Below are 22625 nucleotides of genomic sequence, written 5' to 3'. Positions count from 1 at the left end.
TTTTGAAGGGCACCATTAGGTGCTCTTTTTATTTTAGGATTAAGATGAAATTCGTAGATGAAGCGACTATTGAGGTGATTGCCGGTAAAGGTGGCAATGGTTCCGCGAGTTTCCGCCGCGAGAAATTTATCCCCAAAGGCGGTCCTGATGGTGGGGACGGTGGACGCGGAGGCAGCATCATTGCCATAGCAGATCGAAATATTAATACGCTTATCGATTACCGATACGCACGCCTGCATCGTGCACGAAATGGCGAAAATGGCCGTGGCTCAGATCAATATGGTGCCGCAGCTGAAGATATTGTTTTACGCATGCCTGTGGGCACTGTTATTTATGATGCGGATTCGGGCGAGCAATTATTTGATCTAGATAAGCATGGCGAAAAAGTTGTGCTTGCTGCTGGTGGTGCTGGTGGCTTAGGGAATCTGCATTTTAAATCGAGTACAAATCGTGCTCCTAGGCAATTTACATACGGTAAAGATGGTGAGCAAAGACGTCTTCGCATGGAGCTTAAAGTACTAGCTGATGTTGGTTTATTGGGTCTTCCGAATGCAGGAAAAAGTACTTTAATCACAAGAATTTCAAATGCAAAACCTAAAATCGCAGATTATCCATTTACGACTCTACACCCAAATTTAGGTGTTGTTCGGACTTCAGATTCGCGAAGTTTTGTTGTGGCTGATATCCCTGGTTTAATTGAAGGGGCTAGTGAGGGAGCTGGGCTTGGACACTTATTCTTAAGACATCTTACGCGCACAAGTCTTCTATTGCATATTGTTGATGTCTCAAGTCTTGACCCTGAAGTGGATTCAATCGAAAAAGCTGTTAAAGATGCCCGTGCTATATCGGAAGAGTTGCGAAAATATAGCGAAGAACTTTACGAAAAACCTCGTTGGCTAGTGCTTAATAAATTCGATATGATTGAAAATCCTGATGAAGTAAAAGAGAAATTCGTTAAAGCCTATGGCTGGAAAGGACCTGTTTTTACTATCAGTGCTCTTACAGGTGAAGGAACACAAAATTTAGTTTATGCCTTGCAAGACTATATTGACGAGCAGAAAAAATCACAACATAAAGAGGAGGATATCGAAACGGGAGTATTCGAAGAAGAAGACCCCCGCTTTAGATAATTATTTACGTTTAATTTGAGATAAATCCCGTATTGCACCCTTGTCCGCAGAGGTTGCAAGTGCGGCATAAGCTTGCAATGCTTTTGATACCACACGATTTCGTGAAAAAGGCTTCCACGCATCTTCTCCACGAGATTCCATCTCCTCACGACGCTCACGTAATTCATTATCAGACACTGCTAAACGGATTGTACGATTTGGGATATCAATTTCAATCGTATCGCCGTTCTTAACAAGACCTATCGCGCCACCTTCAGCTGCTTCAGGTGAGGCATGTCCAATAACAAGACCTGAGGAGCCTCCTGAAAACCTACCGTCCGTCAAAAGAGCCGCATGCTTACCAAGCCCCATCGTTTTTAGATATGAGGTAGGGTAAAGCATCTCTTGCATGCCTGGTCCACCCTTAGGCCCTTCATATCTAATGATTACAACATCACCCTCTTTAACCGCACCACCTAAGATGCCTTCAGATGCATCTTCCTGAGATTCAAATACTACAGCGGTTCCCGTAAATGTAAGTATGCTCTCGTCCACACCAGCAGTCTTCACGATACATCCGTTTTCAGCTAAATTGCCGTAAAGCACAGCCAATCCACCATCTGCGGAATATGCATGTGCCACATCACGTATACAGCCATTAGCTCGATCGAGGTCGTTCTCCTTGTAGTAAGAATTTTGCGAAAATGCCTGCGTAGTTTTTTCATGACCTGGGGCCGCACGGAAATACTGCAATATAGCCTCATTCGAATTAGGACCTAACACATCCCAATTCGCAATAGCATCTCCTAGAGTTCCACTATGGATATTAAATGCATCTGTGTTCAAAAGATTCGCACGGTTAAGTTCCGCCAAAATACCCAAAATACCGCCTGCTCGATGAACATCCTCGATATGATATTTCTGAGTAGCTGGTGCCACTTTACATAGACATGGCACACGTCGAGAAATCGCATCGATATCACGCATAGTAAAATCAACGCCCGCCTCATGTGCAATTGCGAGAATATGAAGTACAGTATTTGTAGAGCCGCCCATCGCAACATCTAAGACCATAGCATTCTCGAATGCAGCCTTAGTGGCAATGCTCCTCGGTAGCACCGAATCATTTTCTTCCTCATAGTAAGCCTTCGCTAATTGCACAATAAGCTCACCAGCTTGCTCAAACAATGCTTTTCGACTCGCATGGGTAGCCACGATAGTCCCATTTCCTGGCAATGCAAGGCCCAACGCTTCCGCCAAGCAATTCATAGAATTTGCCGTAAACATACCCGAACAGGACCCACATGTTGGGCAGGCATTCGATTCTATTGCGTACAAATCATCTTTATCGATATCTGGATCCGCCCCATGAATCATGGCATCCACAAGATCGAGCTTAATTACTTTTTCCTCTGTCACAAGTGTGGCCCTTCCTGCTTCCATTGGACCACCCGATACAAAAATCGTAGGAATATTTAGCCGCATCGCTGCCATAAGCATTCCTGGAGTAATCTTATCGCAGTTGGAAATGCACACCATTGCATCCGCACAATGAGCATTCACCATATACTCCACCGAATCCGCAATCAAATCTCGCGATGGCAATGAATACAACATCCCCCCATGCCCCATCGCAATACCATCATCGATTGCGATAGTATTAAATTCTTTTGCAATACCGCCTGCAGCTTCAATGCATCGTGCCACAAGCTGACCCATATCCTTAAGATGTACATGCCCTGGCACAAATTGCGTAAAAGAGTTTACGACTGCGATTATCGGTTTGCCAAAATCAGAATCCTTAACGCCCGTCGCACGCCAAAGTGCCCGAGCTCCAGCCATTTGTTTTCCGTGAGTAGATGTTTTTGAGCGGTAGTCAGGCATTATTGAGTCCTTGCTAATGAAAAAGTTACTAAGTCTTTAAGAGATTGTTTATAAGGTGATTCTGCTAGCGAATCTAAAGCGGCTATAGCAATATCTGCCTGCTCTTTGGCAATGCTTTTGGTATATTCAATCGCATCGGTACTTCGAATAGCCTCGGCTACTCTCTCAAAATCGCCATCACCTTCTTCAATTGCATGACGAATTAAAGCCTTTTGCTCAGGCGTACCCACTTGCATAACGCGGATAAGTGGCAATGTTGGTTTGCCCTCTCGCAAATCGTCCCCTACGTTTTTTCCGAGATCTTCTGCTGATCCAGAATAATCCAACACATCGTCTATCACTTGGAAAGCTGTACCAACATGTGTTCCATATAAAGCTGCTTGTTGTTCTGTCTCTTTATCTGCACCCGCAAGAACAGCTGCAACTCGAGTAGCAGCTTCAAATAGTTTTGCGGTTTTTGATTTAATAACATTCATGTATCGATCGAAATCTACATTCGAATCATGAATATTTAGTAGTTGTAGAACTTCGCCCTCGGCAATTACAGTAGTCGCTTCTGACATAATTTGCATAATACGCATAGAGTCAGCTTCTACCATCATCTCAAATGAACGCGAATATAAATAATCACCCACCAACACACTAGCCGCATTACCGAAAACAGCATTTGCTGTAGCAGCTCCTCGACGCATATCCGATTCATCAACAACATCATCATGAAGAAGAGTAGATGTGTGAATAAACTCAATAACGGCAGCCATTAAATGATGAAGGCTACCTTCATACCCCATGGCCTTGGCCATCATTAAAAGCATAGCAGGCCGTATACGTTTACCGCCTGCACTAATGATATACTCACCTATAGTGCGTATAAGAACAACATCAGAATTCAATCGGGATCTAATTACTTTATCGACGGCACTCATATCCTCTGATATGGGCTGAAAAATCTCTTTAATGCTCAAAACGATTCCAAGTTGGGTTAACGATATTCTGTATTTTACATTATGAAAGATGAGTTTATTTCTAAGGCAATGACGGTTTTAGAGCAGCTGGAATTCTATCTTCCTCAAGTTCCAAAGCCTGTCGATTGGTCAGCTTGGGCCTACCGTTTGCGAACCGTTCAAAACAAATTCTATTTAGAAGCGATAAAAAATCTTGATGAAGTAAGGCCAGAGAGCCTACAGAACATTGCCACCCAATATGAGATTATCGATAAAAATACAAAAGCTTTCCTAGAGGGTAAACCTTCAAACAATGTGCTACTCACAGGTGCAAGAGGTACAGGTAAGAGTTCTCTTGTTAAGTGCATGCTTACTATCTATGCGGAAAGCGGGCTGCGTCTAGTTGAAATTGATAAAGTTGATCTTATTTATCTATCGGATTTAGTCGATGTTCTTCGTGAGCGAGACGAAAAATTTATTATATTTTGCGATGACCTCTCTTTTGATGAAGGCGATGTCAGCTACAAAGAACTTAAATCTCTTCTCGATGGCTCTATTGCACGCCGCAGCTCCAATGTGCTCATTTATGCGACCTCAAATCGCAGGCATCTTATGCCAGAATTTTTTTCCGAAAATGAAATTCACGCTAGTGAAGCAAGCGAAGAGAAAATTTCATTATCAGATAGATTTGGGTTGTGGATCTCTTTTTATCAATTCTCACAAAGCGAATATCTCGAGGTCGTGGACAATGGCTTAATATCTATGGGTTGGCCAAAAGAGAGAACATCCGAAGCGCACACCGAAGCATTGCAATGGGCAACACAAAGAGGGTCGAGATCGGGGCGCATTGCCACCCACTTCGTAAAATATTGGATTGCAAATCATGTCTGAAGAGAAACCTTTTTTCAATGTATCGGCCTGTGTTCTAATCGATTCGGAGGGGCGATTTTTGATGGCTCAACGGCCCGAGGATAAGTCTTGGAGCGGCTGGTGGGAGTTTCCAGGCGGGAAGATTGAGGAAGGTGAATCGCCTAAAGAAGCCGTAATTCGTGAGCTCCGTGAAGAGCTAGGCGTGGAGCTCGATCCCGAGAGCACCTATCCGTGGGTGACTATGAGCTATGAGTATCCTAAGACAGACGTGCTTCTTCATTTTTATCGATGTTTTAAGTGGAGCGGCGAGCTGCGAAGTCTCGAAAAGCAGGCGTTTGAATGGTTTACGCAAATGCCGACGGACCGAGATTTATTGCCAGCTTCCGTGGAGCCCATTGAGTGGCTCTCCTATGGGGATGTTTATCTGATCAGCAATTTTTTCGATTCGAACGAAGGTGCGGGCGTGGGCCATGGTGCGGGCCAAGCCCCTCGTGAAACTGCGTTTTGGGCGAAATTGACAGCGGCTCTTGAGGCGGGTGTGAGGCTCGTTCAGTTCCGAGAACCAGCTGCGGCTAAAGTGCTTAAGACTGAAGAATTGAAGAGATATTTGGATGAGATGCGGGAACATTGCCACCGATATGGGGCGAAGGTGCTTGTAAATAGCTGTCATCCAAGGGCATGGGCCGAAGAAGCGGACGGTTTGCACCTTAGAGCGACGGATGCAATCGAGATGGAGCTAGAAGACATGCCTGAGAGCGGCTTGCTTGCTGTGTCCTGTCATAATTTGGCGGACTTGCTATATGCCCATGAGTTGGGGGCAAATTTTGTTGTATTGGGGCATGTTTTAGAGACAGCTTCGCATCCAGATTCTGAGCCTATTGGATGGAGCCAGTTTGAGCAATGGGCGGCCGAGAGTGCCATACCTGTATTTGCAATTGGTGGCCAGAATGCCGATACTTTTAGAGAGGCATTGAGGCATGGAGCTCATGGAATTGCTGTGCTTAGAGGCGAGATTACGGAATAAGCAAAATTAAAATATCCGTACATTTTTATAGTTTGTATTTCATAACCATACATCATTGAGTCTAAAAAATTTAAATGCTCTGTCTCAACATGCATTAAATAAGATATAATGTTTTTAATGTTAGAAAAAGGAATTTTTCCTGTTCTAACATAGCCTTCTTCACTCATTTCTAGTATGTTAAACCCCATTGGGGAGGCACTAGGTTCGAGTGGATGAAGGCTTTTTCGTTCTCCAATTTTTATAGAAAATAAAATTAGTTCTCCACCGCTGGCACGTCTTTTGTAATCCAAGCATTTCCTGGAACAACTGCATTCTTCCCAATCGTTATCCGACCCAAAACAGTCGCACCTGCGTAAATAACAGCATTATCCTCAACAATCGGGTGCCGCAATAAGCCCTTTTTAAGCGACCCATCCAAATCCGCAGGAAAACTTTTCGCCCCTAAAGTTACAGCCTGATAAATCCGCACATTCTCGCCGATAATGCACGTTTCTCCGATAACAACTCCCGTACCATGATCGATAAAACAGCCACCCGCAATCTGAGCCCCTGGGTGAATATCGATTCCAGTCTCAGAATGCGAAATTTCAGAGATAATACGTGCGATCAATGTAAGCCCGAGCTTGTAAAACTCGTGTGCAATCCTATGGTAAATCATTGCATGGATGCCTGGATAGCACATCAGTATCTCATCGTAGCTTTTAGCGGCTGGGTCTCCTCGATAAGCCGAAGTTACATCGCGTTCTACAAGGCCATGTATCGTTGGCAATGCCTCCGCAAACTTCTCCACACTCTCTTGCGCCCTTTTCTTACACATCTCTACGGAGTCATCCTCACAACCAAGCAATCCGTATTCTAATGCGGATTGCTCTATATAAATCGTAAGTACTTTATTGATAGTAAAGGCTACGAAATTTTCCACATTGGAAAATTGCAAATCCGAAGGGCCAAGCGTAAGGGGAAACAATGCGGAAACCAGTTTTTTTGTATTTTCACCGATAACTGTTCTAGACGGCCTACGCACCCCTCTTATTACGTGATAGTCTTTTTGATTTTCCTGCCACGTCTGACGTGAATGCTTTAATTTTTCAAAAATTTTTAAATTATCCATGATTAAACGTGACAAAGTGCCATCTTGAATTGAATTGGATGCTTGATAAAGGATTGCTCAAAATCCTTGTTAATTTTAAAAAAGCGAATCATGACCACGTATTTGTTTCCCGACATCTCGGGGTAAATCCTATCCCCAGTCGGAAGCCATACTCGTACCATTTGATAGATACGTCCACCCACGGATTTCTCGAAAACACCGCTTGAGCCCGTCACTTCTTCTGTAGGTTCCGCCGCCTCACGCAAAACCATAAGCGACATGGCAATGGCATCGTATAGCGGCATAAATGGGTCAACAAGATTACGCATAACTTGTAGTCGCTCAGATTCGCTACCATTCATCCAAGCATTGTATGAAGGGCTGTCCATTGGCGATGTCGCCCCTGGTGTCACAAAGCGATTCCGAAGTGACATCAGCCACTCTGATTCACGCATATGGCCACCTAGCTTACTTACAGCTGTTAGATTTTTTGAAACTCTATTAAGTTTGTTAAGAGTGTCATCGAGCAAATTTTTCTGAACGTCTGGGTGATTACGTAGAGATTCTAGATTGATTTTCTGTTTTTCGATTTCCTGTATAACCCAATTGCGACAATCTCCGCGCTCGCACACATCCAATATCTCGAACAATATCGAGAAAGCTACGTGCTGATACATGGGTTCGGGAAGTCTTGAAAACTCAAATAACTGCTTAAATAAATACTCTAAGCGAATCATGTATCGCGTGCGCTCATTAAACGGATGCTCGTATAAAATCAAAATCAATCCTTTATGCGGTTGTATCTTCGCAAAGCCTCATCAGTTCAAAATGCAACTGTTCCACTTGAAGTTTCAATGCTTCCAAAGTTACGTCCGCACCGTTATCGATAACAAAATCAGCATGAGCAAGCCTCTCTTCGCGACTGGCTTGGCTATTAATGATATCAATTATTTTAGTCCTATTAAAATTATTGCGTTTTTCAACCCTCTCAATTTGCGTCTCAATATCACAATCGACCACGCAAATGATATCTAGTTCCGACCTATAAAAGTCTATGGATTCAATTAGTAATGGTATGTCTGCAATTACAAAGGGGGCAATGCCTCTGCGTACCACCTCCTCTAGCTCTACAAGTATCGTTTCTCTTATAAGGGGGTGAAGAATGCCTTCAAGCCTTTCTTTCTGCTTAGGATTAGAAAAAACCAATTCTCGCATCTTGGTTCTATCCATGGCATTGTTTGAATCGATAAATTCATCTCCGAACTCTTCACGAACTTTCTCAATAGCCCCTCCATTTGAAGCCGTAAGAGAACGAGAAACAGCATCTGCATCTACTACTGTAATACCATATTCAGCTAAAAATTCAGCGACAGTTGATTTTCCTGAACCAATACCGCCTGTAAGTCCTACTTTTAAACAAGTCATAAAAATACGCAAGCACTAAAACAAATGCATGGCCCAAAGGGGATAAGTTTCTTATGCAATATTATGCGGACCATAAGGCCGAAAACAATCCCTATTATGCAAGCCAATAGAATCATATTAAGCCATTCTAACGTATTGAAATGCACTTTTAGAGCTAACAGCAATAGAATGTCACCAGTGCCTAGCATAAATACAGATGGAAAAAAAGCAATTACTAGTATTGCAATTAGCACCAATGCGGGTTCTAGAAGTTCTCCTACATACAAGGATTTTAGGGCTAACAAGCAAATCACGCTTCTTAAGGGGATTAGATTAAGACGTAAATCCATCACACTTATAAGCAAAAGTAAGCTTACAAAAAGTGACTCGTAGATAGTCTCAGTCCAAAGGGCTGCTGTGAATGCAGCTATAAATAATGCGGTGCGTGTTTGCTTTGTATTTAAATAAAATGCATCAAATGACAGAATTAAATCTCTTAGCTCATATTTTCTAAAGTAGTTAAAAAACAAGTAATTTAAAGTGGCATTTACACTCACAAAAATTAGTAAGAATTCTATGACTGTGAGCAAAGTCTCATGCATCGGCCCTTCCGTGAAGACGACACATGAGAGAAACAAAATTTTTTGAGTTCGTTTTCTTTAAAATTCTAGATCTATGCACTTCAACGGTTCGTGGAGAGCATTCCAGTTTTTCTGCGACCTCTTTTGTAGTATGAGCACGCATTAATAAATTTAAGACTTGATTTTCACGAGGTGTAAGGGTTTCGATTTTCCAATTGGTTTTAATGTTGTTCATGTGATTCTCCTAAAAATTGAATTGTTTCAGAAAGCATTGCCACCCGCAATTGGACAAAAAAGTCATGGATTTTTTAAACATACTTGATTTTTTGCTTTTGCTATAATCTCTTTTTTAAGCGTTCGAGATAAACATGGCTAAGAGCTTTGAATCTGAAACTACACTTTTCTTACAGCAACTCAAAAAAGACGACCCACAGCTTGAAGCTAGGCAAAAGGCGGGACGTGCTCGTTGGTGGGTGCGTAAAACTGACCCTCGTGAACAAGAGGAATTTGAGGAAGCTTGCGTGCCACAGAAGCCTTATCAATATTACTCTCTAAAATAATTTCTTATGGCTCAATTTCAGGCCGAGCTGGATAATTTAATTGATCCAGAGGTTGATTCTACGACGGACGTTGTAGACTCTATTGCGTTCGCAAAGCTTTACGGTGAGCCACTTTTTAAAATCCCCAATGATTTATATATCCCCCCAGATGCTCTAGAGGTATTTTTAGAGACATTTGAAGGGCCACTCGATCTGCTTTTATATTTAATTCGCAAGCAGAATTTCAATGTGCTCGATATTCCGATGGCGGAAGTTACTGAGCAATATATGCAATACGTTGAACAGATTCATAATCATAATTTGGAGCTGGCTGGAGAGTATTTGCTTATGGCAGCTATGCTCATTGAGATAAAGTCGCGGATGTTATTGCCAGTAAAAAAAGCGGATAATGCGGATGAAGAAATAGAAGATCCGCGAGCAGAGCTTATTCGAAGGCTACTTGAGTATGAGAAGATTAAACTTGCATCGCAGAAATTGGAGGCATTGCCACAATTAGGGAGGGATTTTTATGCGGCTTCGGCCGATCCATCTTTAAGCAAAATGCGGCCACTTCCAGATGTAAATGCGGAGGACTTGCGACTTGCATGGCTTGATATTTTAAAGCGGGCAAGTCTCAACAAAAAACATCATATTCGTCGCGAGCAGCTTTCTGTGCGGGAACACATGAGTCATATTTTGCGTCGATTATCAAATACCGAATTTATTGAATTTAAAGATTTATTTTTAGAACGCATCGACGAGGGCGATCCTCCTGCCGTATTAATCGTTCACTTTATGGCCATGCTTGAGCTATGCCGTGAGCAATTAATAGATATTACGCAAACTGAGCCGTACGCACCAATCTATTTGAAATTGAGTTATACGCCTGTAGTTTCTTCTGAGGAATAAAATGAAAGTTGTACACACTATTGAAGATTTACGCGAGCAGCTTCGCGGTCAGACACGGACAGCATTTGTTCCAACTATGGGCCATCTGCACGAGGGGCATTTGTCATTGATGAGATTGGCTGCTCAAAAAGGCGATCCCGTGGTTGCGAGCATATTTGTAAATCCGCTGCAATTTGGGCCTAATGAGGATTTTGGGAGTTATCCGAGAACATTGGCAGAGGATATTGCGAAGCTTGAGGAGCGACGTGATGTTTATGTTTTATTTGCACCGTCTGAAGAGGAGCTGTATCCTGAGCCTCAGAATTTTCGTGTGCAGACGCCTGATTTAGGGCATATTCTTGAGGGTGAATTTAGGCCTGGATTTTTTGAAGGCATGTGTACTGTGGTGTTGAAGCTCTTTTCATGCGTAGAGCCACAGGTTGCTGTTTTCGGGAAGAAAGACTACCAGCAATTGATGATTGTGAGGGCTATGTGCAAACAGTTTGCATTGCCAGTTCAAATATATGCACACGAAACTGTGCGAGAAGCTTCAGGTCTGGCTTTATCTTCTCGTAACCGCTATTTAACTGAGACTCAGAAAGCGAAAGCCCCTAAACTTTACAAAGAATTGGTTGGTCTTAAAGAAAAAATCTTTTCTGGCAATAAAGATTTTGCTTCTATTGAAGCGGATGCTAAGGAGCGATTAAATTCCGATGGGTGGGAAATAGATTATTTCACAATTCGTAAACAAAGCGATTTGCATGAACCTTCAATGGACGAAATTAATACTGGTGTGCCTTTGGTGGCTCTGACAGCGGCAAAAATAGAAGGGCAGACTAGGTTAATTGATAACATCGAAATTGAGGGTTATTAAGAGCTTACTATTTTGAGGTGATTTTGAGGGAGCTTATGAGGGGTTATTGAAAGGGCCATTTAAGCCCCTTCGATTAAATCAGGATAGTGTTTTTTGATAGTGCTTCTGATTAGACCTAATAAATGATCAACTGAGATGTAATCGACTCCTGACATAAAAAGATTTTCGAATTCTTCATCTCTATTCGCATCATAAGTTTGTTCAAAATCATTCAGTTCTTTTAAGAGTGCTTTTAAAGTATTTTCGCTTACATCGGTAACATAATAATCAATAGCACCTTCTAATGAATCAGTGTGGCAGATTAAATCGAAGTCCTCATTCAGATATCCATATATCAAAAGGTCTAATTCATTAAATTGAGGCATTAAATTTAAATTCCTACAAATGAAGTTAATATGAAGTAAGGTTTCCCATTGTAATTAATTGGCTTTAATACAACTGTAAATTTATTTGATTCAATAATTTCAAACACAAACCACCTGCCACTAGCATTTCAACTACACCAGAAACAAACTTAACACCACCCCATAATCGATTTTCTATAGATGTCGATTCACTTAAAGTAGCATTATTAGTAATAGCCACACTGAGATGTAATCGACCTCAGGGTTAATTATCTCATTAAAATGTTGTTCTCAATCGTGCGGAAATCTACAAAATCTGTTTTAAGAATGCTTGTCCACGCTCGGTCTTCGGATTAGTGAAAAACTCCTGCGGTGTAGCCTGCTCAACAATAGCGCCCTGATCCATAAACACCACTCGATCCGCCACTTGCTGTGCAAATCCCATCTCATGCGTAACACAAAGCATAGTCATACCTTCATTTTCCGCAAGCGACACCATTACTTCTAAAACCTCTTTAACCATTTCAGGGTCAAGTGCTGAAGTTGGTTCATCGAAAAGCATAATTTTAGGTGCCATACATAAGCTTCTGGCAATGGCTACGCGTTGTTGCTGTCCACCAGATAATTGACCAGGATATTTGTTAGCTTGATCTGCAATTTTTACGCGCTCAAGATATTGCATTGCCACTTCACGGGCTTCTTTTTTTGATTTTTTTAAAACCCAGATTGGCCCCAATGTCAGATTCTCTAAGACGGTTAAATGTGGAAATAGATTGAACTGCTGAAACACCATGCCAACGTTCTGACGTATTTCTCGCAAATGTTTGAGATTATGGTCTACTCGCACACCATCAACAACTATTTCCCCTTCCTGAGCAAATTCCAAAGCATTGATACATCGTATAAGCGTAGATTTACCGCTTCCTGAAGGACCGCATATTACAATCCTCTCGCCCGTCTCAACTTCAAAATTTATATTATTGAGAACTTGAAAATCTCCATACCATTTATTGAGATTGCGAATTTTTATGATTGGTTCTTGTGACATTCGGTCTCCATTAATGACGATGGCCTGTGCGCAGTCTTGATTCTATATATCGAGAATACTTAGACATAGCAAAACAGAAAATAAAATAAACGATTGCTAAGAAAACGTAGGCCTCTAAGCCTAATCCAGACCACTCAGGGTCTGAAAGTGCTACTTTCGCTGAAAGCGTTAAATCGTAGATACCAATAATAACAACTAGGGACGTATCTTTAAATATCGAAATAAAAATACTAACTAGAGGAGGTATAACTACGGTGAGTGCTTGAGGCAGGATAATTAAGCGCATGTATTGCCAATATGAAAGTCCTAAAGACTTAGCTCCTTCATATTGCCCATTTGGAATTGATTGTAAACCCCCACGCACCACTTCAGCGATATAAGCGGACATGTACACAATCACAGCCAATTGAGCACGCAAAAGTTTATTGAACGTTACACCTTCAGGGAAAAATAAAGGAACCATTACCGAAGCCATAAAGAGCAAGCTTACAAAAGGTACCCCACGAATCAATTCAATATAAAAAGTACTTAATACTCGTATCAGCGGCATATGCGAGCGACGACCGAGTGCAAGAACAATACCCAATGGTGTCGCAAACATAATTCCAAAAATCGACAACATCAATGTTATTGGAAGTCCGCCCCAACGAGCTGTCTCAACGTGGCTTAGTCCTAAAACGCCCCCATACATTAATATGCCACATATCGTTAAAATGACAAGCCATACAAATATTAGTGATCTATGCCATGCCCGTGGCAATGCACTGTAAATCAACACTCCAATTAGTAATATCGTGACTACGAGAGGTCTCCACTGCTCGTAATATGGATATAGACCAAATAGGATCATGCGATATTTTTGTCGTACAAAAGACCAACATGCACCCGTAGAATCGCGACACTCCGCAGCTTTTGAGGCATCGAAATTTGCGTCAATAAAAAACCACTCAACTAAAAGTGGGATCGAAAAAATAAGAAACCAAAGAATCAGAACTGTGGCAATAATATGTGCCGGAGAGGCAAATAAATTTTTGCGAAGCCAATACCAAGGTCCCGAATGTGAAGTTATAGCTAATGACATACTATCGCTCCACAATTATCATGCGACGATTTAGCCATGCCATAAACTGTGCAATACATAAACTCACAGTTAGATAAGCTAGCATAATTATGAATATGGCTTCAATTGCTTGACCTGTTTGTGTAAGCATAGTATTTGATATCGATACAATATCAGGATATCCGATGGCCACGGCAAGAGAACTATTTTTCATTAAATTCATATATGTATTGGACATAGATGGAATCATGACACGTATGGCTTGTGGCATTACTACTAATTGCAACGTACGCATTTTAGATAAGCCTAAGGACTCGCCTGCTTCCCACTGACCACGTCCAACAGATTGAATGCCAGATCGCACAATCTCCGCAACAAATGCTGATGTATAAAGCACAAGACCAATTAGCAGGGCAGACATTTCAGGAGTAAATAGCGACCCTCCACGAAAATTAAAGCCCTTTAATTCAGGTACAGAAAATTGAATACTTGAACTTGCAAGCAATCCACCCACAATAGGCAAACCTATAATCATCAAAGTATTAACCCAAAACACAGGACTGCACTTACCTGTTTTTGCATGCTTAAACTTACATCTGTAGCTATTTAATATTGATAGAACAATCCCAATTAAAAGACCAATCCATATATATAAAAGCCCCTCCCCTTCAAGCTTAGGGAAAATGATGCCACGATTTGAAAGATACACACCGTCAATAGGATTTAAAGCCTGTCTTGGCCCTGGCAATATTTCCGTAAGCAATGAATACCAAAAAAACAAATGTATAAGTAGAGGTATATTACGCATAACCTCTACATAGACAAGTGCAAGACGACTAATTAGCCAATTTGGTGACAGTCGAGAGACACCGACGATGGTCCCTAAAATCGTACAGCCCATTATGCCTAAAAATGAAACGAATAGAGTATTTAAAAACCCAACCGATAAAGCCCGTAAATAAGTATCCGTAAGCTTATATTCAATTAAGCTTTCACTAATTGCAAAGCCTGCTTCCTTATCTAAGAATGCAAAGCCTGTTTGAATATTTCTTGAATGTAAATTGTCTAAAAGATTGCTAATTAAAAACCAGATTCCTACAACAACAAGTGCAAAAACTATAATCTGATAAATAATCGCTCTAAACCTCTCATCATTCCAAGAGAAGCGAATTTTTCTCATACATTTTATTACTTTTAAAAAAAGCAATATACCATTAAATGTATACTAAATTCTATTTGTGAATGCCCTAAATCAATATGATTACTTTTCAGCACGTCTTTAAGTCCTACGGAAAAAACCCCAATATTCTTGCTGATATTAATTTTCAGATAAAGGATGGAGAGTTTGTTTTTATTTCTGGCCCATCTGGTGCAGGTAAGTCCACATTATTAAAATTGATTGCTGGACTTGAGTCTCCTTCACGCGGAACCATAACCGTAAACGATCAAAAATTCAGTGATTTAAATTCAAGAAGCCAACCATATGTTAGAAGAGCCATAGGCATTATTTTGCAAGATACGCATCTTCTTTATGATAGAAATGCTTTTGAAAATGTGATGCTACCATTGGCTGTCATGGGCGTTAGTCGGGATAAAGCGGGAGCACGTGCTAGAGCGGCTCTTGAAAAAGTAGGTTTAGGGCATAAAGAAAAAGCAAATCCAATTGAACTCTCTGGCGGAGAGCAGCAAAGACTTGCCATTGCCAGAGCGATAGTTAATCGGCCTAAAGTTTTAATTGCAGATGAACCAACAGCTAACTTAGATAAAAATACGGCACGTAAAATTTTAGACGTATTCCAAGACTTTAACCGTGTAGGTGTAACTACACTAATTTCATCTCATGATACGGATTTATTAAAAAATTATGCGAACCGTACCATTATTATCGAACCAGGCAAATTCACCGATTTAGGGGGTCAAGTATGAAATCTTGGCTAAGACACTACGGTTATGCGATAAACACTGCCTTTCGAAGACTGGCTCAGATGCCCGCTTCGAGCATTTTAAATATTGTGGTTATTGCATTTGTATTATCGATTCCATTGGTATTAAGTTCGATAGTTACAGCCTTAGAACCTGCAACTCAAAGAGTATCTGTAAATCCTGTGATCACCGTGTTTATGAAAGAGTCGGTGAGTTTAAAAGAGACGGAATCTTTCGAACAAAATCTTAAATCTAAATTTTCCGATTCCATTGCTAGCACAAGTGTGGTGTCCAAAGATGAAGCATACGCCTCCCTGAGACAGCAACCTGAATGGGCCGAATCGCTTGAAACATTGAAGACGAATCCATTGCCACATAGTATTATCGTAACGCTAAAGGACTCGGTAACAAGCGAAGAAGCGAAGGGCATTGCAGAGAGCATCAATCGAGACAATCTAGTGGACCTATTACAGTTTGACAGTGAGTGGATTAAGAAACTTCAATCACTTCTAAATTTTATGCGAGCACTACTTGGGGTATTAGCGCTGGGAGTAATTATTGTCGTGGTATCGACTGTATTTAACACTATTCGCATGCAAGCATTGGTACAAAGGGACGAAATTGCAGTAGCTCGACTTGTGGGTGCGACCGAAAGTTTTGTGCGCAGGCCTTTTCGCGTGTTCGGAGCGATTACGGGATTATTTGCAAGTATATTAGCCATAGTCTTTGCGAAAATCGCATTGATGAGCCTAAATGGGGCATTAAGCGAATTTGCAAGCACGTACGGAATTAATTATTCACTCGAACTTCCAAACTTCTTTTATTTATTAATTAGCATATTGATTGTTATGCTTGTGGCTTCTATTTCAGCCGCATGGTCTGTCACGAAAACCACAAAATTCTAATTGCTTTGAGGCGGTGGGACATATTTTGAGATACTCATCATAAGCCCCATCGCAATTCCTAAAGTAAGAAGTGCTGTGCCTCCATAACTCATAAAAGGCAATGGCACACCCACAATCGGAAGAATACCCATGACCATGCCCATATTTACAAATACATAGAAAAATAAAATCATGGTTAAGGCACCCGCAAGCAAAGTGCTAAATTGAGTTTGGGCATTTAATGTGATCATAAAGCATCGTGCAATTAACAATGTGTACATGACCAACAAAAACACGCTTCCAAACAAACCAAACTCTTCCGCATAAACGGCAAAAATAAAGTCAGTAGATTGCTCGGGTATGAAATCTAGATGCGTCTGAGTTCCTTGCATATACCCTTTGCCGTAAAGCCCACCAGAGCCTATTGCAATCATGCCTTGTATAGTATGAAAGCCTTTTCCAAGAGAATCAGACATTGGATCAAGCAATGTGCAAACTCTCGTCTTTTGATATTCGTGCAGAACAACCCAGTCAAAACCTGGTTTACATAAGGTATCTTCAAAATAGATGATTAATCCTATGCCAACGGCTAGAATCAACCCAATAGGAAGAATTAATTTAAAGGATAAGCCAGCAAAATAAATTACGAAAAATCCTGAAGCAAAAACAAGTAAGGCAGTTCCTAAATCGGGTTGTTTAATAATCAAACCAAATGGTACCAATAACATCACAGCCGCTATTAAATAATCGAAGACATTTAGATCATTTCTTCGTTTATCGAAATACCATGCAAGCATCATAGGCACAGCAATCTTCATGATCTCAGAAGGCTGAATTCTTGCTATTCCAATATTTAACCAGCGCGTAGCACCTTTACTTGTTTCTCCAAATAATAAAACTCCAAGAAGCAGCAAACATCCCACAACATACATAGGAATCACAAATTTCATGATTGTTGGAGGAGACCATAGAGACACAAACCACATAACAAAAAGAGCAATAAGAAAATTTTTGCTTTGTGCGATAAACCTCCCTTCAGCCCCACCAACGGCCGAATGCATAACGAACAAACCCACCACCGCAAACAATACAAGCAGTATCATCAGCGGCCAGTCGATTGAGCGGAATGATTTATATATCAATCCAGCAATCATGTTTGCGATATTATTTACGGTCTTATTCATCTGGATACTGGCTCGAATTAGGTCCTCTAAATATCTCAGGACGCGTATCTAGAGGCTTATCCTCAGGGTTTGACAATGGCTTCTCTGGCACTTCGGTATCAGGTGAGCTTTCACTCTCTGCATCAATATTGTCCTCAATTGCAGGTGATATCGTTGTATCATAGCCATCGTTAATAAGTGACTCTTCATAAACTTTTTGACGTTGTGGAGAGAGCCAATAATCAAATACTTTTCTGGCAATGGGTGCGGCTACGGTCGATCCCCAGCCCCCATTTTCGACTATAAGTGCTAATGCGATTTTAGGGTTGTCTGCAGGTGCATACCCAATATAAAGTGCGTGGTCATGCAAACGTTTTTTTAGGTTTCTTGCGTTGTAGCGAGAACCACGCAAGTTAAAAACTTGTGCCGTACCAGTCTTTCCTGCCGATAGATAATCTGCTCCTGCAAATACTCGTCTTGCGGTCCCTGAGCGTGTTACCTGCACCATCGCATTTTTAACAACATCGATATATTTTTGGTTAAGTGGAATGATATATTCAGGCTCTTTTACGATAGGTGTAACAGATCCATCTAGGGGATTTTCAAGTAGATTAACTAAATGCGGTCTCATATACACACCATTAGCCGCAAGCACTGATGTGGCTTGAGCTAGCTGCATAATCGTAAATGAGTTATAGCCTTGGCCAACGGCTACAGAAATAGTCTCACCTACGAGCCATGATTTTTTCTTAGGGTCCTTAAATGCCTTGGATTTCCATTCTTTTGATGGCAATATCCCCCTCTTCTCGCCCACTAGGTCTATTCCAGTTTGCTTTCCAAATCCAAACTGAATCGTAAAATCGTGCAATCGATCCACACCAATTTCAGGACCTAAGCTAAAGAAAAAAGTATCGGAGGAAACTACGATTGCCCTATGCATATCGATATTTCCATATACGGCACCACCTGCATTTCTAAATCGCTGCTTGCCGTATTCAAAATAGCCAGGGTCATAGACACGTTTTTCTGGAGCTCGCACACCCAGCTGCATCGCAGCAAGACCTACAAACGGCTTATAAGTCGACCCTACTGGAAACGTCCCCGATATCGGCCTATTTAATAGTGGCGAATTCTCATCATCGGCCAAGCGCCTCCAATCAGCTACATCGATTCCATCCACAAAAAGATTCGGATCATAAGATGGAGATGACACATAAGCTAGCACCTGCCCACTTCTTGGGTCAATAGCTACTAAAGCTCCCCTTTCAACCACACCATTTTTTACAAATAAGCTTTCGGCTAATTTTTGAAGACCTAAATCTACAGAAAGCCTAAGATTTAATCCAGGCTCAGGATCAGTACTGCGCAGAATGCGTACAGGTTTACCTGAAGCAGAAATTTCAACTTCCTGCCATCCTGTTTTCCCATGCAATTGAGTTTCATAGCTAAGCTCAATGCCCTTTTTTCCGATTAAATCAGTGCCTCGATAATTGCCCTCAATCCCCTTTTCTTCAAGCTTTTCTTGGTCTTTTTCAGAGATTCGTCCCACATAACCGATCAAATGAGCCGCAGTCTCCCCTTGAGGATATTCGCGCACCCACCTAGCCTTTAAGCTTACTTTCGGAAATTTATATGAGTTCGCTGCAAATAAGGCCGCTTCTTTATCGGTAATATTTCTACGCAATGGAATAGACGTATATCGATTCGAACCTGCCACGCGTTGTTTAAACCGCTTTATATCTAGCGGTGAGATGGCAATGATTTCCTGTAGCTCATTTATAAGTGCATCTAAATCCTTAAAATCATGCGGCACTATTTCGATTGTGTAATCACGATAGCTGCGAGCTAACACCTCTCCATTTCTATCAACTACGTCACCACGTTTTGGAGGAATGGGTAAAAGTGTGATGCGATTTCTCTCGGCTCTCTCTGAAAACCCTTGATATCGCACAATCTGCAAAAAATAAAGCCTATATATGAGTAGCCCAAAACAACTTAAAACAAGAAGCATCGCTACAAAAACTCGTATAAGTAGTTTTTTGCGATTAACGCCTTTTTTTGGAGCGAATTCAAACATACTAATTCGCCTCGTAATGAATAGTACCTAGGAACCTAAATACTATATCGACCACAAACCACAATAGTGCAGTTATTAGTCCAGAGATAAGCCATGCCCATCCACCCCATGACCCATGAAGCCATGATTCAAATAAATGGGATGGCAATGCTGAAAAAATAAATATCGGTAGTACGACTATAAATTGCACAAATACAGAATACTGCATCATACGATTTCTAGACAATGCAATTCCAGAGAGAGCCAAAATGTAGTGTAGTGAATGTGATCCTAACAATGTTGTATCAAAAACATCAACCAACATACCGACAATAATGGCTACTGCAAAACCCATGCCTCGTATATTATGTGCAAACCAGTAAGCGATCACTAGAATTAATAAATCAGGTGAACCCTCCCATGCACGCCATGGGAGAAGGGAAAAAAGCCATGCAAAAAATAGACTGCCCCAAACTAAAAAGAAACTAGGATGAAAGGTATCTGGATTCTCATCGAAGGTATGAATTTTATGATTGGGATTATTCATGATTTCCCTCTTCATTTAATTCTTCGATTTTCTGAGTACCTTCAGTTTTAAGAACAAGAAAATGTTTATTTCGATTAGGACGAGCCATTGGTTCTACTAGCCCTACAACAAACCCCTGAGCTGAACTTTGATCTATACGAATAACTTTACCTATAGCCAATCCTGAAGGATATATACCACCTATACCAGAGGTCACAACTTCATCACCGACCATAATATCAGCCCCTGGAGAAAGATAACGCAATTCCAGCGGATAGCCTGAACCTGCACCATAAACTACTACTCTGAGCCCATTACGCACCAGAATTGCGGGGATTTGAATTGATTCATCAGTAATTAAAATCGTCTCAGATGTGCGAGTTGAGGCTCTTTGAATTTGGCCAACTAAGCCACCTTCACCAATAACTGGCATACCAGCTTTTATACCTTCTCGCTCACCTTTATTAAGAACAATATTTCCCTTAACTGGATTATTAGGAATATAAAGAATCTCAACAGCAAGCGATTTAACTGGAATATTTTCCTTAAGTTCAAGCAATCTGCGCAGCTGAGCATTTTCTGCTGTCAGTTGCAATGCTTGAGTTTGAAGCTGAGTAAGGTCAATAGATTTTCTTTGAGACTCTTGAACACTAAGCTGAGCAAGATCTACCGCATTAAACCATCGATAAATTTTATCGATAATATTTTTAGGCCAAATTGCAACGCGATATGTAGGGTCGATAACAGCTGCAAGAGTTTGACGAACAGGCGTAAGCCAACTTGTTCTAGAATCGATAATCATCACTGCCACGCAAAAGATGATCATCAATAGAACAGTAGAGCTGGAAAGATTTCCGTCCTTAAATAAACGCCAAGATTTCTCTTGTGGCATGACGACCCCAAATCATATACAAAATTATTCTTGTATAAATACAGGTCCAAGACTCTCAAGATGTTCTAGAGCTTCACCGCAACCACGAACTACACAAGTTAATGGATCTTCTGCCACCATAACTGGTAAGCCAGTTTCTTCTTGAAGTAGACGATCAAGGTCACGTAATAAAGCACCACCACCTGTTAAGGCAATACCTTTTTCTGTGATATCAGCCCCTAATTCAGGAGGAGTGTGTTCAAGTGCGATTTTTACTGCAGATACGATTTGATTAAGCGGATCGTTAAGTGACTCTAGAATCTCATTAGAGTTTACTGTGAAACTACGAGGCACACCTTCAGATAGATTGCGCCCCTTAACCTCAATTTCACGAACCTCAGTACCTGGAAATGCTGCACCAATTTGTTTTTTGATAATCTCAGCAGTTTGGTCCCCGATAAGCATGCCGTGGTGACGACGTACGTAGTTTACGATTGCATCATCGAACTTATCTCCGCCTACGCGAACCGAACCTTTGTAAACCATACCACCTAGTGAAATAACGGCAACTTCGGTAGTACCACCACCGATATCAACAACCATAGAGCCACTAGGATCTGAAACGTTTAACCCTGCACCAATAGCCGCAGCCATAGGCTCTTCAATTAAGTAAACTTGGCTAGCACCTGCTCCAATAGCCGCCTCACGAATAGCCCTTCTTTCAACTTGAGTAGAGCCACAAGGCACGCAAATAATAATTCTTGGACTAGGTGAGAAAAAACCTCTAGGATTAACAAGCTTAATAAATTGCTTAATCATCTGTTCTGTAACAGAGAAATCCGCAATTACACCATCCTTCATAGGACGAATGGCCTCAATATTTCCTGGAACACGTCCAAGCATTTGTTTAGCGGCTAAGCCGACAGCTTGTATAACCTTCCTACCATTCCCGCCGTCATGACGGATAGCCACTACAGAAGGCTCATCTAAGACAATACCTTTTCCGCGAACGAAAATAAGAGTATTTGCGGTACCAAGGTCAATGGCCATATCAGTGGCGAAATAGTTTCTAAGGAATCCGAACATATTTTTTTTAGAGAATTTGGATAACGAATAATTTATAATTAGTAGAATTTTACGATTTTACCACTATTGACTATTATTTTTTCTTATGTCTCTTGATTCAACCGATATCACTCGCATAGCTAAATTAGCACGTCTTGAACTAGACTCAGAAGCCCATAAGCAGCTAAATAGCGAGCTTAATGATATGTTTAATCTTATAGAGACTCTGCAGTCAGTTGAAACTAGTGACGTAGAGCCACTTTCTCACCCACTATCACTGAACCAAACCATAAGTCTTCGTCTAAGAGACGATATAGTTACAGAGACTTCAGGCGTACCAGAGAGAGAATCTTTGATGTCTAATGCTCCAGCTAAATCCGAAGGTTTATTTTTGGTACCTAAAGTTATCGAATAAATTAATGCCTCATGTCAGCTGGCATTAATTTTGATATTTCTATAGATAAGTACTAAACGACTT

At 41.1% G+C, this 22625-nt stretch carries 27 protein-coding genes; 9 read left to right on the top strand and 18 right to left on the bottom strand.

Features of this window, described 5'->3' with window-relative positions:
- Positions 1–44: 44 nt before the first annotated feature.
- Positions 45–1130, top strand: a complete 1086-nt coding sequence (gene obgE, locus TASI_RS00990; protein ID WP_014110891.1) for a GTPase ObgE — start codon at positions 45–47, stop codon at positions 1128–1130.
- Here the strand turns inward: obgE and ilvD are convergent, their stop codons facing one another.
- Together ilvD and ispB are read right to left on the bottom strand one after the other, a co-directional pair.
- Positions 1131–2993, bottom strand: coding sequence for a dihydroxy-acid dehydratase (gene ilvD / locus TASI_RS00985; protein WP_014110890.1), 1863 nt, complete (start codon positions 2991–2993; stop codon positions 1131–1133).
- Complete coding sequence (gene ispB, locus TASI_RS00980; protein WP_420804478.1) at positions 2993–3919, bottom strand: octaprenyl diphosphate synthase; 927 nt, start codon at positions 3917–3919, stop codon at positions 2993–2995. The genes ilvD and ispB overlap by 1 nt, the downstream gene beginning before the upstream one ends.
- Before the next feature lie 81 nt (positions 3920–4000).
- Here ispB and TASI_RS00975 point away from each other — a divergent pair, with 81 nt between their 5' ends.
- Positions 4001–4828, top strand: coding sequence for an ATP-binding protein (locus tag TASI_RS00975; protein WP_014110888.1), 828 nt, complete (start codon positions 4001–4003; stop codon positions 4826–4828).
- Positions 4821–5831, top strand: a complete 1011-nt coding sequence (locus tag TASI_RS00970; protein WP_014110887.1) for a Nudix family hydrolase — start codon at positions 4821–4823, stop codon at positions 5829–5831. The genes TASI_RS00975 and TASI_RS00970 overlap by 8 nt, the downstream gene beginning before the upstream one ends.
- On the opposite strand, the gene TASI_RS07840 is transcribed toward TASI_RS00970, so the two are convergent.
- The 6 genes from TASI_RS07840 to TASI_RS00945 are packed head-to-tail and all read right to left on the bottom strand — an operon-like array spanning position 5792 to position 9141.
- On the bottom strand, positions 5792–6121 hold the full coding sequence (locus TASI_RS07840) for a hypothetical protein (protein WP_144312769.1): 330 nt from the start codon (positions 6119–6121) through the stop codon (positions 5792–5794). The two genes, TASI_RS00970 and TASI_RS07840, sit on opposite strands and share 40 nt — an antisense overlap.
- Positions 6085–6942 (bottom strand): serine O-acetyltransferase EpsC, encoded by an 858-nt coding sequence (gene epsC / locus TASI_RS00965; protein WP_014110886.1) that lies wholly within the window; start codon positions 6940–6942, stop codon positions 6085–6087. The genes TASI_RS07840 and epsC overlap by 37 nt, the downstream gene beginning before the upstream one ends.
- 2 nt (positions 6943–6944) lie before the next feature.
- Complete coding sequence (zapD, locus tag TASI_RS00960; RefSeq protein WP_014110885.1) at positions 6945–7700, bottom strand: cell division protein ZapD; 756 nt, start codon at positions 7698–7700, stop codon at positions 6945–6947.
- A 10-nt stretch (positions 7701–7710) separates the two neighbouring features.
- Positions 7711–8346, bottom strand: a complete 636-nt coding sequence (gene coaE, locus TASI_RS00955; RefSeq protein ID WP_014110884.1) for a dephospho-CoA kinase — start codon at positions 8344–8346, stop codon at positions 7711–7713.
- Positions 8343–8927, bottom strand: coding sequence for a prepilin peptidase (locus TASI_RS00950; RefSeq protein ID WP_044977886.1), 585 nt, complete (start codon positions 8925–8927; stop codon positions 8343–8345). The genes coaE and TASI_RS00950 overlap by 4 nt, the downstream gene beginning before the upstream one ends.
- Complete coding sequence (locus TASI_RS00945) at positions 8920–9141, bottom strand: LuxR C-terminal-related transcriptional regulator (protein ID WP_014110882.1); 222 nt, start codon at positions 9139–9141, stop codon at positions 8920–8922. Before TASI_RS00945 ends, TASI_RS00950 begins: the two co-directional genes overlap by 8 nt.
- A 133-nt stretch (positions 9142–9274) precedes the next feature.
- Here TASI_RS00945 and TASI_RS00940 point away from each other — a divergent pair, with 133 nt between their 5' ends.
- From TASI_RS00940 to panC, 3 genes are read left to right on the top strand one after another with little or no spacing between them, the layout of a single operon-like run.
- The gene (locus TASI_RS00940; RefSeq protein ID WP_014110881.1) at positions 9275–9466 is read left to right on the top strand and encodes a DUF3460 family protein; all 192 of its coding nucleotides are present in this window, start codon (positions 9275–9277) and stop codon (positions 9464–9466) included.
- Between the two features lie 6 nt (positions 9467–9472).
- Positions 9473–10354: a segregation and condensation protein A gene (locus tag TASI_RS00935; protein ID WP_014110880.1), complete on the top strand. Its 882-nt coding sequence runs from the start codon at positions 9473–9475 to the stop codon at positions 10352–10354.
- Position 10355: 1 nt separating this feature from the next.
- The gene (gene panC, locus TASI_RS00930; RefSeq protein WP_014110879.1) at positions 10356–11207 is read left to right on the top strand and encodes a pantoate--beta-alanine ligase; all 852 of its coding nucleotides are present in this window, start codon (positions 10356–10358) and stop codon (positions 11205–11207) included.
- A 59-nt stretch (positions 11208–11266) separates the two neighbouring features.
- On the opposite strand, the gene TASI_RS00925 is transcribed toward panC, so the two are convergent.
- The 5 genes from TASI_RS00925 to TASI_RS00910 form a co-directional block, all read right to left on the bottom strand.
- Positions 11267–11572, bottom strand: coding sequence for a contact-dependent growth inhibition system immunity protein (locus TASI_RS00925; RefSeq protein ID WP_014110878.1), 306 nt, complete (start codon positions 11570–11572; stop codon positions 11267–11269).
- 64 nt (positions 11573–11636) lie between these two features.
- A complete protein-coding gene (locus TASI_RS07895) occupies positions 11637–11792 on the bottom strand; it encodes a hypothetical protein (protein ID WP_014110877.1) in 156 nt (51 codons plus the stop codon).
- 66 nt (positions 11793–11858) lie between these two features.
- Positions 11859–12599 (bottom strand): amino acid ABC transporter ATP-binding protein, encoded by a 741-nt coding sequence (locus TASI_RS00920; RefSeq protein WP_014110876.1) that lies wholly within the window; start codon positions 12597–12599, stop codon positions 11859–11861.
- A 10-nt stretch (positions 12600–12609) separates the two neighbouring features.
- Positions 12610–13680 carry an amino acid ABC transporter permease gene (locus tag TASI_RS00915; RefSeq protein WP_014110875.1) on the bottom strand — a complete coding sequence of 357 codons (1071 nt, stop codon included), beginning with the start codon at positions 13678–13680 and terminating at the stop codon, positions 12610–12612.
- Between the two features lies 1 nt (position 13681).
- The gene (locus TASI_RS00910; protein WP_014110874.1) at positions 13682–14839 is read right to left on the bottom strand and encodes an amino acid ABC transporter permease; all 1158 of its coding nucleotides are present in this window, start codon (positions 14837–14839) and stop codon (positions 13682–13684) included.
- 77 nt (positions 14840–14916) lie between these two features.
- Between TASI_RS00910 and ftsE the strand changes: the two genes are divergently transcribed.
- Both ftsE and TASI_RS00900 read left to right on the top strand, forming a co-directional pair.
- Complete coding sequence (gene ftsE, locus TASI_RS00905; protein WP_014110873.1) at positions 14917–15585, top strand: cell division ATP-binding protein FtsE; 669 nt, start codon at positions 14917–14919, stop codon at positions 15583–15585.
- The gene (locus tag TASI_RS00900; protein WP_014110872.1) at positions 15582–16487 is read left to right on the top strand and encodes a cell division protein FtsX; all 906 of its coding nucleotides are present in this window, start codon (positions 15582–15584) and stop codon (positions 16485–16487) included. The genes ftsE and TASI_RS00900 overlap by 4 nt, the downstream gene beginning before the upstream one ends.
- On the opposite strand, the gene rodA is transcribed toward TASI_RS00900, so the two are convergent.
- From rodA to TASI_RS00875, 5 genes are read right to left on the bottom strand one after another with little or no spacing between them, the layout of a single operon-like run.
- The gene (rodA, locus tag TASI_RS00895) at positions 16484–17650 is read right to left on the bottom strand and encodes a rod shape-determining protein RodA (protein ID WP_014110871.1); all 1167 of its coding nucleotides are present in this window, start codon (positions 17648–17650) and stop codon (positions 16484–16486) included. The genes TASI_RS00900 and rodA overlap by 4 nt on opposite strands.
- Positions 17643–19706: a penicillin-binding protein 2 gene (mrdA, locus tag TASI_RS00890; RefSeq protein WP_014110870.1), complete on the bottom strand. Its 2064-nt coding sequence runs from the start codon at positions 19704–19706 to the stop codon at positions 17643–17645. The genes rodA and mrdA overlap by 8 nt, the downstream gene beginning before the upstream one ends.
- 1 nt (position 19707) lies before the next feature.
- A complete protein-coding gene (gene mreD / locus TASI_RS00885; protein WP_014110869.1) occupies positions 19708–20232 on the bottom strand; it encodes a rod shape-determining protein MreD in 525 nt (174 codons plus the stop codon).
- A complete protein-coding gene (gene mreC / locus TASI_RS00880) occupies positions 20225–21103 on the bottom strand; it encodes a rod shape-determining protein MreC (protein ID WP_014110868.1) in 879 nt (292 codons plus the stop codon). The genes mreD and mreC overlap by 8 nt, the downstream gene beginning before the upstream one ends.
- A 24-nt stretch (positions 21104–21127) precedes the next feature.
- The gene (locus TASI_RS00875) at positions 21128–22168 is read right to left on the bottom strand and encodes a rod shape-determining protein (RefSeq protein WP_014110867.1); all 1041 of its coding nucleotides are present in this window, start codon (positions 22166–22168) and stop codon (positions 21128–21130) included.
- A gap of 85 nt (positions 22169–22253) precedes the next feature.
- Here TASI_RS00875 and gatC point away from each other — a divergent pair, with 85 nt between their 5' ends.
- Entirely contained in the window at positions 22254–22562 is a 309-nt protein-coding gene (gene gatC, locus TASI_RS00870; protein WP_014110866.1) for an Asp-tRNA(Asn)/Glu-tRNA(Gln) amidotransferase subunit GatC, read from the top strand.
- Positions 22563–22625: the final 63 nt, after the last annotated feature.

The sequence above is a fragment of the Taylorella asinigenitalis MCE3 genome (genome assembly GCF_000226625.1).
In the GTDB taxonomy this organism is placed as follows: domain Bacteria; phylum Pseudomonadota; class Gammaproteobacteria; order Burkholderiales; family Burkholderiaceae_B; genus Taylorella; species Taylorella asinigenitalis.
This window is presented reverse-complemented; position numbering and strand designations above follow the sequence as displayed.